The 12,937-nt window shown below is 60.9% G+C and carries 11 protein-coding genes; 5 read left to right on the top strand and 6 right to left on the bottom strand.

What is annotated here, in order from left to right; translation table 11 throughout:
- Positions 1 to 122: 122 nt before the first annotated feature.
- Together AC3B5Q_RS25205 and AC3B5Q_RS25200 are read right to left on the bottom strand one after the other, a co-directional pair.
- Positions 123 to 1,451 carry an IS110-like element ISPpu9 family transposase gene (locus AC3B5Q_RS25205; RefSeq protein ID WP_084851606.1) on the bottom strand — a complete coding sequence of 443 codons (1,329 nt, stop codon included), beginning with the start codon at positions 1,449 to 1,451 and terminating at the stop codon, positions 123 to 125.
- A gap of 398 nt (positions 1,452 to 1,849) precedes the next feature.
- Positions 1,850 to 3,204 (bottom strand): IS3 family transposase gene (locus tag AC3B5Q_RS25200; protein WP_488392707.1). Its coding sequence is split into 2 segments (ribosomal slippage): positions 1,850 to 2,728 and positions 2,731 to 3,204, totalling 1,353 coding nucleotides; the frame shifts between segments, so codons are not numbered across the junction.
- A gap of 230 nt (positions 3,205 to 3,434) precedes the next feature.
- Here AC3B5Q_RS25200 and ycaC (AC3B5Q_RS25195) point away from each other — a divergent pair.
- The 4 genes from ycaC (AC3B5Q_RS25195) (at position 3,435) to AC3B5Q_RS25180 (ending at position 7,530) form a co-directional block, all read left to right on the top strand.
- Positions 3,435 to 4,064, top strand: coding sequence for an isochorismate family cysteine hydrolase YcaC (gene ycaC, locus AC3B5Q_RS25195; protein ID WP_021785220.1), 630 nt, complete (start codon positions 3,435 to 3,437; stop codon positions 4,062 to 4,064).
- 117 nt (positions 4,065 to 4,181) lie between these two features.
- A complete protein-coding gene (locus AC3B5Q_RS25190) occupies positions 4,182 to 4,490 on the top strand; it encodes a putative antibiotic biosynthesis monooxygenase (protein WP_003253554.1) in 309 nt (102 codons plus the stop codon).
- Between the two features lie 40 nt (positions 4,491 to 4,530).
- Positions 4,531 to 5,349, top strand: coding sequence for an alpha/beta fold hydrolase (locus AC3B5Q_RS25185; RefSeq protein WP_275966547.1), 819 nt, complete (start codon positions 4,531 to 4,533; stop codon positions 5,347 to 5,349).
- Positions 5,350 to 5,547: 198 nt separating this feature from the next.
- Entirely contained in the window at positions 5,548 to 7,530 is a 1,983-nt protein-coding gene (locus AC3B5Q_RS25180; protein WP_021785219.1) for an amidohydrolase, read from the top strand.
- A gap of 73 nt (positions 7,531 to 7,603) precedes the next feature.
- Here the strand turns inward: AC3B5Q_RS25180 and AC3B5Q_RS25175 are convergent, their stop codons facing one another.
- From AC3B5Q_RS25175 to AC3B5Q_RS25165, 3 genes are all read right to left on the bottom strand, one after another.
- Positions 7,604 to 9,202 carry an MFS transporter gene (locus AC3B5Q_RS25175; protein ID WP_031322763.1) on the bottom strand — a complete coding sequence of 533 codons (1,599 nt, stop codon included), beginning with the start codon at positions 9,200 to 9,202 and terminating at the stop codon, positions 7,604 to 7,606.
- A 1-nt stretch (position 9,203) separates the two neighbouring features.
- The gene (locus tag AC3B5Q_RS25170; protein WP_275966546.1) at positions 9,204 to 10,466 is read right to left on the bottom strand and encodes an OprD family porin; all 1,263 of its coding nucleotides are present in this window, start codon (positions 10,464 to 10,466) and stop codon (positions 9,204 to 9,206) included.
- 207 nt (positions 10,467 to 10,673) lie between these two features.
- Positions 10,674 to 11,585 carry a LysR substrate-binding domain-containing protein gene (locus AC3B5Q_RS25165; protein WP_010955764.1) on the bottom strand — a complete coding sequence of 304 codons (912 nt, stop codon included), beginning with the start codon at positions 11,583 to 11,585 and terminating at the stop codon, positions 10,674 to 10,676.
- A 278-nt stretch (positions 11,586 to 11,863) separates the two neighbouring features.
- On the opposite strand from AC3B5Q_RS25165, the gene ycaC (AC3B5Q_RS25160) reads away from it, so the two are divergent.
- Positions 11,864 to 12,493, top strand: coding sequence for an isochorismate family cysteine hydrolase YcaC (gene ycaC, locus AC3B5Q_RS25160; protein ID WP_021785215.1), 630 nt, complete (start codon positions 11,864 to 11,866; stop codon positions 12,491 to 12,493).
- A gap of 114 nt (positions 12,494 to 12,607) precedes the next feature.
- Here ycaC (AC3B5Q_RS25160) and AC3B5Q_RS25155 read toward each other — a convergent pair whose 3' ends face one another.
- The gene (locus AC3B5Q_RS25155) at positions 12,608 to 12,901 is read right to left on the bottom strand and encodes a DUF3077 domain-containing protein (RefSeq protein WP_021785214.1); all 294 of its coding nucleotides are present in this window, start codon (positions 12,899 to 12,901) and stop codon (positions 12,608 to 12,610) included.
- Between the last annotated feature and the right edge of the window lie 36 nt (positions 12,902 to 12,937).

Genomic DNA, 12,937 nt, shown 5'->3' with positions numbered 1-12,937 from the left:
GGGGAGGGCTGTGGGTAGTAATAGAGCAGGTTTGCCGGGCAGGCAATGCAAGCCTGTGCTGGCCCCTTCGCGGGCTTGCCCGCTCTCATCAAACAAAATACAACCCACTGTTTTCTAAGCACTCAAGCGGCCACCAGCTGATACCCCAGTTTCCGGGCTTTGCGGAGCAAAGCCCGGACCTGCCGGTCCTGGCTTCTGGTTTCGAACTCCTCAAGACCTTTTTCAACATAAGCCTGCTTCTTGGTTAAAAGGTTGTACACCAGACGTGCCAACTGATGCGCAGTGGCCTTGATGGCGCAGCTGGTATCCATTCGAGTCAGTCTGGCTCGGTGCGATGCACCAATGAAACCCTTGTCGTTACGGGCATTGGATGCAGCCTGCTTGAGTGCTTGAGCTGCTCGATTGACTATTTTTGGCCCACCACTTGCCAGTCGATGACCGCCGGAGATTCGAGTAGGGGGAGCCAGTCCCAACCAAGAGCAGAAGTGCTGTGAGGACGGGAAGCGTGATAGATCTGTACCGATCTCCCCTGCCAGCACTAATGCAGTGTCCACCCCAATGGTTGGAATTGCGGTTAGGTCCACGCCAAGAACTTTCCACAATGTCTGATGCAGTTCAGTCTGTTGGGCACCGTTTCGGTGCGGGCTCCGTAAAGGCTTATTGGATGGCTCTGGCTTGTTTTGCAGCACCGGCAACTGCTCTAACGCGGCTTTTATGGCGTCGTCACAATCAGCAATTTGCTGCTCCAGGAAGTCATAGGCAGCCAATTCCTGAGTTAGCGCATGCAAATGCTCGCGTCGCCAATTGCCATGAAGACTCCGAGCGACAGCCTCCTTGCCTGCCTTGATGCGGCGGTCGGTCAGTTCAGCCAGTTGCACTGGGTCCCGTTCACCTGCGCAGATGGCTCGCAAAATCTTCATGCCAGTTACGCCGGAAATATCACTGATGACATTGGCCAGCTGGATGTTCATTTGGCTCATGGCCTTTTGCATCCGGTTCAGCGTCTGCGCCTGGTCTTTCACTTTGGAAGCACGCTGCCTGACCAATGACCGGACGCAGCAGGTCAGATCATCGGGGCGGAATGCGCCTCTGAGCAGTCCATGAGTCATCAGCTGCCAAATCCACTGGCAATCCAGCACATCTGATTTACGGCCCGTGATTTGCCGAGTTGCTCTGGCATTGACGAGATAAACCTCAAAACCGCGCTCGCTGAGAATCTCGTAAATTGGAATCCAATAAACCCCCGTGGATTCCATGGCAACGACCTTGATCCCCAGGCTTTCAAGCCAGTTAGCCATCTTGAGCAGGTCGTCAGTAAAGGACGTGAACGACTGGACGGGATTTTCGTGCCGGGGATCGACCGCCACGAAATGCTCTCGACCACCGACATCGATCGCTGCGCAATCGGGATGGACGACGGTAAAGCGTTGCTTGGAAGGCTTGCGCGCCATGATGAATCCTCGCAGGATAAAGGGCGCGCGGGGCACACGGTGGCGAAAGGGTTCACTCTCTCATACGTGGTCACAGCTGAATCAGCTGATGCCTACAGGGACTTCACGCCGATACCGTGCGGATCACTCTCCCACGCGGGTGTGCGGACACACACCAGTGCTGGCTACGATCTCTGTCCCGCGCACACGAACCCTAACAAAGCAAAAGGCGGCTGGCCCTACCGGGCCAACCGCCTTTTCTTTTTCAAAATGTCAGCGTCGCTGCGGATCTAAAGCCGTACACCTCATGTTTGCTGCGCGACAGCGCAGCCCGGAAGGGCTGGGTGATCTCCCACAGGTAAAGCGCTGGTTTTGAATCTTGTGCGGTCCCTGGACTGCCCCCCAAAAGTTGGACAGTTTTAAGCTGCAGCCTGAGCCCTGTACTCCACAGGGCTCAGGCCATTGAGCCTCAGCTTGATGCGATCATGGTTGTAGTAGTGAATGTACTCATCCAGACCCGCTCTCAGCTCATCAATGCTCTCGAAACGCTTCAGGTAGAAAAACTCAGATTTGAGCGTGCCGAAGAAGCTTTCCATGGCCGCATTGTCCAGGCAATTGCCTTTTCGAGACATGCTCTGCTTTACCCCGCATTCGCTTAGCTTACGGCGGTATTGCGCCTGCTGGTAATGCCATCCCTGATCCGAATGCAGCACGAGCTTCGGTTTCTCTCCCAGGCAATCGAGCGCTTTGCCAAGCATGTTCCCAACCAGGCTATAGCATGGGCGGCTGGCCATTTCGTAGGCCACGATTTCGCCGTTGTACAAATCCATCACGGGCGACAGGTAAAGCTTCTGTTGAGCTACTTTGAACTCGGTTACGTCGGTCACCCACTTCTGGTTTGGGCGTTGAGCAACAAAATTTCGCTCCAGCACATTCGCTGCCACTTTACCGACGGTACCTCGATAGGAGCGGTATTTCTTGGGGCGCACTACTGATTTCAATCCCTGCTCAGCCATCAGCCGTTCAATGACCTTCTTGTTCACCCGCTTTTCCTTCCTGATTACGAGTGCGATACGGCGATAACCATAAAGCCCTTTCTGCTCGTGGTAGACGCGATGCACCAATGCCTTGAGCTCAGCATGCCGATCTGGCTTCTGCTGAGCTTTTAGCTGGTAGTAGAAGGTGCTGCGCGCCAGCTCGACCAACTGAAGGAGGTCAGGCAAAGGAAACCTGCGCTTGAGTTTGGAAACGATCAGGGCTTTTTCCCGCGTGTTCGTTCCTTTTCCTCGCGCAGAGCCTTGAGCTCCTTTAGGACAGCATTCTCCATGCGCAGGTACTCAAGTTCAGCCATCAGCTGATCTCGAGACTTCTGATCATCATTGGTATCGGTGGGTTTGGCAGGCTTGATCTTCTTCGGCACGTCGATTGGCTTTCTTGGCTTGATGGCAGTAGAGGGTGCAGGACTGCCACTGTAGTACTGCCGCTGCCAAATGCCTATCTGAGAGGACTGCCCAAGACCAAAGTGGGCAGCGGTCTGGCGCAGCGAAAGCCGATGCTCGTGCATATAGCTAAGCACCTGCTGTTTGAAATCACTGGTATAGCGCCGCCCATGCGAGCCTGGACCAATGCCATTATTGGCCTGATAACTGGCCACCCAGCGTCGAAGCAGGCTGAAATCGATACCTAAGTGTTGAGCCACCTTTCGGAAACCGTTGCTGCCATCCAGGTAGGCTGTGATCGCTGTGAGCTTGAATTGCTCGGTGTACTTACCCATAGATCCCCCAAGGGTTGGATTGGTGTCCAACTTCTTGGGGGCAGTCCACCCTGTGGGAGCGGGGGAGCCCGCGAAAAGGCCAGCAAAACCAACGCCAATCTATCGTTCCCAAAACAGAACGCTAAAGCCAAAAACTGCTATCTACCGCTCCAAAGGTGATGGTTTTAATCTTCTTCCATCAACGCGAAACACCAACTTACTGAACATCAAAACCCTTAGGAGCTACCCCCATGACCCACTTCAAATACAACCGCCTGAACAAAGACGACGCCGCCGTACTGCTGGTCGATCACCAGGCTGGCCTGCTGTCCCTGGTGCGCGACATCGAGCCGGATGCGTTCAAGAACAACGTGCTGGCCCTGGCCGACCTGGCCAAGTTCTTCAACCTGCCGACCATTCTTACCACCAGCTTCGAGCAAGGCCCCAACGGCCCACTGGTACCGGAGCTGAAAGCCCTGTTCCCGGACGCTCCGTACATTGCCCGCCCTGGCCAGATCAACGCCTGGGACAACGAAGACTTCGTCAAGGCCGTGAAAGCCACTGGCAAGAAGCAGCTGATCATTGCCGGTGTGGTGACTGAGGTCTGTGTAGCTTTCCCGGCCCTGTCGGCCCTGGAAGAAGAGTTCGACGTGTTCGTGGTCACTGATGCCTCCGGCACCTTCAACGCCATGACCCGCGACGCTGCCCACGACCGCATGAGCCAGGCGGGTGCCCAGCTGATGACTTGGTTCGGCGTGGCCTGTGAGCTGCACCGCGACTGGCGCAACGACATCGAAGGCCTGGCCGCGCTGTGCTCCAACCACATCCCGGACTACCGCAACCTGATGACCAGCTACAACGCTTTCAACGCCGGCAAGTAAGCCGACCCGCCCCGGGCGCCGTGAGTCGGTGCCCGCGCAGGGCAGCACACCCATCCAATCCTCCGCCCGTTCGCCGTTGCACAGTGAATGCGGGCAAGCTCATCCCAAGGAACGCCGATGAACACCGCACTCCATGACAACCGCGAAGTGGTGACCGTATGCCTGCAACACAAGGTGCTTGATAGCTCGCCGGGCACCCCGGCAGCGCAACCGCCGCGTTGGAAGCAGGCACTGCTGACCTACCTGGTGATCTGCCCGATGACCATGGTCATCCCGCAACTGCTGGCGCCGCTGTTTGCACGCTTCCCGCAGCTGGGCGGCGTCATCACCGGCAACCTGATCGTCAACCTGTTCGTCATCCTGCCCGTGGTGTTCTACATCATGCCTTGGGTAACCCGCCGCTGCGCCAACTGGCTGCGCGGCTGAGCCGACGCCTTCACCTGGAAACTTTCAAGGAGATACCGTTATGAGTACGTTCGTTACCCGCGATGGCACTTCGATCTATTTCAAGGACTGGGGCAGCGGCAAGCCTGTGCTGTTCAGCCACGGCTGGCCGCTGGACGCCGACATGTGGGATTCCCAGATGGAGTTCCTGGCCAGCCGCGGTTACCGCGCCATCGCGCTCGACCGCCGGGGTTTCGGCCGCTCGAGCCAGCCGTGGAACGGTTACGACTACGACACCTTCGCCGATGACATTGCCCAGCTGATCGAGCACCTCGACCTGCGCGACGTCACCCTGGTGGGCTTCTCGATGGGGGGCGGTGATGTCAGCCGCTACATCGCCCGCCACGGCAGCGAGCGGGTGGCCGGGCTGGTGTTGCTGGGCGCGGTGACGCCAGTGTTCGGCAAGCGTGAGGACAACCCTGACGGTGTCGACCTGTCGGTGTTCGAGGGCATCCAGGCCGGCCTGCGTGCCGACCGCGCGCAGTTCATCGCCGATTTCGCTACGCCGTTCTACGGCCTGAACCATGGGCAGCAGGTGTCCCAGGGTGTGCAGACGCAGACCCTGAACATTGCGCTGATGGCGTCAATCAAAGGCACCCTGGACTGTGTGACGGCATTCTCGGAGACCGATTTCCGTCCCGACATGGCCAAGGTCGATGTGCCGACGTTGGTGATCCATGGCGATGACGACCAGATCGTGCCGTTCGAGACCACTGGCAAGCAGGCGGCGGAGCTGATTCGCGGCGCCGAGCTGAAGGTGTATGCCGGGGCGCCGCACGGTTTTGCAGTGACCCATGCGCAGCAGCTGAATGAGGACTTGCTGGCGTTCCTTCAGCGGTAATTGTGGAAAACATTCGCGGGTAAACCCGCTCCTACAGACGTTGTAGGAGCGGGTTTACCCGCGAAGAGGCCGGCCCAGGCAGCAAAAAGCTTGACCAGGACTAACCTTCTTCAACCCACCGCACATCCATCCAAGCACAGGCCTTGCATCAACCGGCATGCTTCGCAGTCCCCCTGCCGGCCCTAGTCGGAGAAGCCTATGTCCCAGGATCGCAACGACAAGACCCGTCGCCAGTTCCTCGCCACCAGCACTGTGCTCGGTGCTGCCGGCGCGCTCTGGTCCGCATTGCCTTTTACCGGCCAAGCCGGTTTCGCTCACGCATCCACGCAAGGAGGTTCCATGACCGCCGACCTGATTCTGTTCAACGGCAAACTGCACACCGTTGACCGCGAAAAGCCCACCGCGACTGCTGTCGCCATCAAGGACGGCCGCTTCATCGCCGTGGGCAGCGACGCCGAGGCCATGGCCCACAAGGGTGCCGCCTCGCAGATCATCGACCTCAAGCAGCGCACGGTGATCCCCGGCCTCAATGACTCGCACCTGCACCTGATCCGGGGCGGTCTGAACTACAACCTCGAGCTGCGCTGGGAAGGGGTGCCGTCGGTGGCCGATGCCCTGCGTATGCTCAAGGACCAGGCGGCGCGCACGCCTACCCCGCAATGGGTGCGCGTGGTCGGTGGCTGGAATGAATTCCAGTTCGCCGAAAAGCGCATGCCCACCCTTGAGGAAATCAACCAGGCCGCCCCTGACACTCCGGTGTTCCTGCTGCACCTGTACGACCGCGCGCTGCTCAACCGCGCTGCGCTCAAGGCTGTCGGATACACCAAGGACACGCCGAACCCGCCGGGTGGCGAGATCCAGCGCGACAAGTTCGGCAACCCGACCGGCATGCTGATCGCCCGCCCGAACGCGATGATTCTCTACGCCACGCTGGCCAAGGGGCCTAAGCTGCCGCTGGAGTATCAGGTCAACTCCACTCGCCAGTTCATGCGTGAGCTCAACCGCCTGGGCCTGACCAGCGCCATCGACGCCGGTGGCGGCTACCAGAACTTCCCCGATGACTACTCGGTTATCCAGGAACTGGCCGACAATAACCAGCTGACCGTGCGCATCGCCTACAACCTGTTCACCCAGAAGCCCAAGGAAGAGCTGGACGACTTCAAGAAGTGGACGGCCAGCGTCAAGCTGCACAGTGGCACCGACTTCCTGCGCCACAACGGCGCCGGTGAGATGCTGGTGTTCTCCGCCGCCGACTTCGAGGACTTCCTCGAGCCGCGCCCGGACCTGCCGCAGACCATGGAAGAAGAGCTGGAGCCGGTGGTGCGCCACCTGGTCGAGCAGCGCTGGCCGTTCCGCCTGCACGCCACCTACAACGAATCGATCACGCGCATGCTCGACGTGTTCGAGAAGGTCAACCGCGACATCCCGTTCAATGGCCTGCCGTGGTTCTTCGATCACGCCGAAACCATCACCCCGCAGAACATCGAGCGCGTGCGTGCGCTGGGCGGTGGTATTGCCATCCAGGACCGCATGGCCTTCCAGGGTGAATACTTCGTCGACCGCTACGGCGCCAAGGCCGCCGAGCAGACCCCGCCGATCAAGCGCATGCTCGAAATGGGCGTGCCGGTGGGCGCGGGTACCGATGCCACTCGGGTGTCTAGCTACAACCCATGGACCTCACTGTACTGGCTGGTCAGCGGCAAGACGGTCGGTGGCATGGAGCTGTACCCGGAAGGCTTGAGCCGTGACACCGCGCTGCAACTGTTCACCCAGGGCAGCGCCTGGTTTTCCAGCGAGCAAGGCAAGAAAGGCCAGATCAAGGTGGGCCAGCTGGCTGACCTGGCAGCATTGTCGCTGGACTTCTTCAGTGTCGATGAAGAAGCGATCAAGGGCATCGAGTCGGTGCTGACCATCGTTGATGGCAAGGTGGTGTATGGTGCTGGCGAGTTCGACAAGCTAGGCCCGCCGCAGGTGCCGGTGCTGCCGGAGTGGTCGCCGGTGACCAAGGTACCTGGGCACTGGCGTGTCGGTACGCCATCGTTGGCAGCGGCTGTGCACCAGTGCAGCGGGCCTTGCGGTGTGCATGCACACAGCCATGAAAAGGCGCGGCATTCGAGCGTACCGGTAAATGACTTCCAAGGTTTCTGGGGAGCGTTAGGCTGTTCGTGCTTCGCGTTCTAAGCTGAGCTGATGTGAAGAACGGGGGCCAATATCTGGCCCTTTTCTTGTGCCTCAAGGGCCGCCAAGGCCAGCATCAATGGTGAGCCTTATGCTCCCCGCCAGCCAACAAATGCCGAATTCGCACTTCAATCCCATCGGTCTGCAGCATCCTGACCCGCGCCTCGATCTTCAGCTCACCACGGGTCACCCGGTGGTGATGCCGCAGATGCTCCAGCCACGATTCCTCGAAGAAAAACTCCAGCCACAACGCCGGATCAGCACTGTCCCGCATCAACCCCCACGACAATGCGCCATTGCGCTTGCGCATCGCTTCCAGCTCCCGCGCCGCCTGCTGGAAGGCCTCGGCCTTGGTGGGGGCGATGTGGTACTCGACGGTGACCATCACCGGTCCGACTTCCTTGTCCATGTCATCGCTCAATACCGGCACCGGCCAATGCAGCGACGGCGTCAGCTCTTCTGCCTCGGTTTCCGGCAGCGCCACCTTGCAGGTCAGCAAGGTACCCAGCGCCAGGCCGCCTGCGGCCAGCAGCAGGCTGAAGGTGATCGTTGCATGGCTGGCCAGCGTGCCCCACAGCAGGCCGCCACAGGCCATGGCGCCGAAGAAGATCAGAATGTATACCGACAAAGCCCGCGCCCGTACCCAGGCGGGCACCGAAGTCTGTGCAGCCACCTGCAGGTTGGACAGCACCGCGATCCACGCCGCGCCGCTGAGCAGCATCGCTGGCAGCAGCACATAGAAGTTGCGCACCAGCGCCAGGGCCAGCAGGAACAGGGCATACAGCAGGCTGGCCAGAAACACCAGGCGGTCACGGCTGATGCGTTCACGCAGGCGCGGCAGCAAGGTGGCACCCGCCACTGCGCCAATACCGATGGCCGCCAGCAGCAGGCCGAAGTCCGCTGCGGTGCCGCGCATCTCGCCACGCACGATCAGCGGCAGCAGCGAAGTACCGGCGCTGGCGCAGAAAAAGAACGCCAACGCGCGTAGCATCACGGCCTGCAAAGGCTTGGCGCTGCGGGCAAAGCGCAACCCGGTGCGCATGGCGCCAACGAAGCGTTCGGCCGGCAGCAGTGGTTCCTTCACCTCGCGCTTCCACAGGAACAGCACCAGGATCACCCCCGCGAACGAGATGGCATTCAGGGCGAAGGTCAGCCACGGGCCGACCATGCTCACCACCACCCCCGCCAGTGCCGGGCCGATGGCCCGTGACACGTTGATGCCGACACTGGAAAGCGCCACCGCGTTGGCCAGGTCCTCCTTGCCCACCAGTTCTGGTGTCAGTGCGCTCCACGCTGGCATCATCAGCGCTGTACCAATGCCCAGTGCCAGGGTCAGCACCAGCAGCAAGGTGACGTTCATCATCCCGAGCAACGTCAGGGCCGCCAGCACAACCGCTACACAAGACATCCACAGTTGCACCAGCAACAGGTAGCGGCGTTTGTCGACGATGTCCGCCGCTGCGCCCGCCGGCAGGGCCAGGAAGAACATCGGCAACGAGCCGGCTACCTGGATCAACGCCACGTGCAGCGGGCTGGCCGACAGCGTGGTCATCAGCCAGCCGGCGCCCACCTCGTGCATCCAGGTGCCGATGTTGGAGGCGATGGTGGCGATCCACAGCATGCGGAAGGTGGTGTTACGCAACGGGCTCCAGGCACCTGAAGGGGATGTACTCATGTCAGAAGCTGCCTTTGAGTGGGTATTCGATGATCAGGTAGATGCGGTCGATATCACCGCCCGCCTGGGCCTGGTTGGCGCGGTGGCTGACGTGGGAGAACGACAGGCTCAGGTCCTTGGCAGCCCCCGACTGCACCACGTATTTCAGGTCGATGTCGCGCTCCCAGTGCTTGCCGCCGTCACCGTACTGGTTCACATAGGCGCCGCCCGCAGGCGCATGGCTGCCGTCGATGCCGCGGCCGCTGACATAGCGGCCCATCAGGCTCAGGCCAGGTACGCCAAGGGTGGCGAAGTCCAGGTCGTAGCGCAGTTGCCACGAGTGCTCGCCCGGGCCGTTGAAGTCGGCGTACTTGATCGCGTTGGCCAAGTAGATGGAGTCGCCGCCGACGAAGTCGAACGGGGTGTCGCCCTCGACCTTCTGGTAGGCTAGGCTCAGCGCCTGGGCGCCGAAGCTGTACCTGGCCAGCAGGCTGTAGGCGAGGGTGTCGATCGCCCCTGCGCTGGCGTTACCGGTGTCGCGGGTTTTGTACAGGTTGCCGTCCAGGCGCCAGTTGCCCTTGGCCAGGTTCAGGTTGAGGTAGGCCTGGCGCCAGGTGTTTTCCAGCTGCCCGGCATACAGTGCGGCGCCGAACGGCCCGTTGGGCGCGAAGGTGGCACCGGCCAGGCTGATGGCCCGGTTGTGGGTGCTGGCGCCGTAGCCGCTGAAGTCGTCGTGGGTGGAACTGTTGTCCTGGTTGTTGAAGGCAGTGAAACGCCCGGCCTGCAGGCGCCAGTCGGGCAGGTCGGTGTTTTCCACCAGCCAGCCGGTGGCGTATTCCGGGTGCAGGCGTTTGTCACCGGTGTCGAACACCGGGGTTTCCACCATCATCTCGCCATAGCGCAGCCGGGTGTTGCCCAGGTGCAGTTTGAGCGCGGCACCGGCGCTGGAGTACTCGGACGCGGCGCGGCCATCGCTGTCGCGTGGCAGCAGGCCGGTGCCGCTATGGCCGCGGCCGCCGTCGAGCTTGAGGCCAAGAAAGCCATGGGCATCGATGCCGACGCCGACAGTGCCCTCGGTGAAGCCGGAACGGACCTCGCCGATGAAGCCTTGGGCCCATTCCTGGCGGTAGTTCTGGCCGCTGCCGGAGGGCGAGCGGAAGTCACTGTGCAGGAAATAGTTGCGGCTGAGCAGCGACCAGCCGGGCGCTTCGGCGTGGCTCAGCGCCGGCCAGAGGGCGAGGGTGGCGAGCAGGGCGCGGCCTGGTCCGTGGGTGGCGCGGATCATGAGGGGCTCCGGGGGATGATCCGGGAGTGTGGAAGAAGAGTAGACCCAAGGTCTTGTAAGGGTGTGCTGGGTGGGGATTTGCATTGCCTGTACCGGCCCTTTCGCGGCTAAAGCCGCTCCTACAGGGCCACCACCGGCCCCGAGCCTTGTGCAATACCTGTGGGAGCGGGCATGCCCGCGAAGAGGCCGGCTCAGCCAGTCAGGCACTCAAGCCATGTCGCTGATGGCGAACTCCTCAGCCAGATGATCGATCAGCGCTCGCACCGAAGGCAGCAACCCACGTCGCGATGGGAAGATCGCATGCACGATACCGCAACGCGGGTGCCAGTCCGGAATCAGCTCAACCAGGCGTCCTGCCGCCAGGTCCTCACGCACCGCCACCCGCGGCAAGTGGGCGATCCCCACTCCGGCTACCACGAAGTGGCGCAAGGCAAACAGGTCATCAGTCACCATGCGTGGTGTATGCGGGATGACGATGCTGCGGCTGTTGTCCTCACCCTGGAACAGTTCCCACTGGTACTCGCGCTGGGCACTGCCCCAATGCACGCTGGGTAGTGTGCCCAGCAGCTGCGGGTCAAAGCCTTTGGGCAGTTGCGCCAGGTATTGAGGTTGACCGACCAGGCACTGGGTGCTGTTGCTCAGCACCTTCATCACCATGTCAGTGTTCTCCAGCGGCGGAAAGCGCACCCGCAGGGCGATGTCGAAGCCCTCATGCAGCAGGTCGACACGGCGGTTGGTACTTTCGATGAACAGCTCCACCTGCGGGTACTTGAGCATGTAGCGGGTCAGCATCGGCCCGACCCAGGAGTTGAGCAGGGTGGTCGGGCAGCTGATGCGCACCAGGCCGCGCGGTTCGCTGCGGTTGCGCTCGATTATTTCCGCCGCGCCCTCGGCCTCCACGCGCATGGCCAGGCAACGGTTGTAGTAGGCCTGGCCGATCTCGGTCAGCGAGCAGTGCCGGCTGGTGCGGTTCAGCAGCCGCACGCCCAGACGGTCTTCAAGGTCGGCGATTCGCCGGCTGAGCTTTGACTTGGGCATGTCCAGCGCCCGGCCGGCCGGGGCGAAGCCGCCATGTTCGACGACCTGGGTGAAGTAGTAGAGGGAGTTGAGGTCTTCCAATGATCGGTCTCCGGGTATTTGGTTGCCTTTGCCGGCCTCTTCGCGGCTAAAGCCGCTCTTACAGGACACCACAGGCCCGAGGCCTGCGCGGTCCCTGTAGGAGCGGCTTTAGCCGCGAAGAGGCCAGCACAGCCCTTACAAATCCATCGTTCCTAAATCAGAACGCTAAAGCCAGATTCTGCTAACTACCGCCGCAAAGGTGATGATTTTAATCTGTGCCCATCAACGCGAAACACCCCGGATTGCTGAAAAATTCATAACCCTTAGGAGCACAGACCATGAGCAAATTCACCTACAACCGCCTGAACAAAGACGACGCTGCCGTACTGCTGGTCGACCACCAGGCTGGCCTGCTGTCCCTGGTGCGCGATATCGAGCCGGACAAGTTCAAGAACAACGTGCTGGCGCTGGCTGACCTGGCCAAGTTCTTCAACCTGCCGACCATCCTCACCACCAGCTTCGAGCAAGGCCCCAACGGCCCATTGGTGCCGGAACTGAAAGCCCTGTTCCCGGATGCGCCGTACATTGCCCGCCCTGGCCAGATCAACGCCTGGGACAACGAGGATTTCGTCAAGGCGGTGAAGGCGACCGGCAAGAAGCAGCTGATCATTGCAGGTGTTGTGACCGAGGTTTGCGTGGCGTTCCCGGCGCTGTCGGCCTTGGAGGAAGACTTTGACGTGTTCGTGGTGACCGATGCTTCCGGCACCTTCAATGAAATGACCCGTGATGCCGCGCATGACCGCATGAGCCAGGCGGGTGCCCAACTGATGACCTGGTTCGGCGTGGCCTGCGAGCTGCACCGCGACTGGCGCAACGATGTCGAAGGGCTGGCTGCACTATGCTCCAACCACATTCCGGATTATCGCAACCTGATGACCAGCTATAACGCGCTGACTGCGGGTAAGTAATCAACCATCAGCAACGCGCACAAAGGCCGGCTCTCTCTATAGGGAGCCGGCCTTTTTTGTTTGCTGTACCGGCCTTTTCGCGGGCATGCCCGCGAAAGGGCCGGTACAGGCGACTCAATTCATGGGCTGTGACTCAATCCCATCCAGCAACGCCTCAACCAAACCTTCTGCCATTTCGAGTGCGTTCAGGTTGCTCCAGAACAGGCTCTTGCCTGTGTCATCCAGATGTTCCAAGGCTTTGTAGCCACAGTCGTAGGCACCGCGCAGGTATTGGGCGACATGCACCAGGGCATCGTGGGCGGAAACGCCTGGGTTTACGGTGAACAATGGGCGATGGCCGGCATCGCAGCGGCTGAAAGAGCGTTGGGTGGTGTTGGGGAGGGGTGGATCGGGGACGATTCTTTTCATGGCAATTCCTTCTCCAGGATTGAACTGCAACCACCC

The sequence above is a fragment of the Pseudomonas sp. D5(2026) genome, assembly GCF_057766845.1.
The sequence above is the reverse complement of the archived record's forward strand: the minus strand, read 5'-3'. Positions and strand labels throughout refer to the sequence as shown.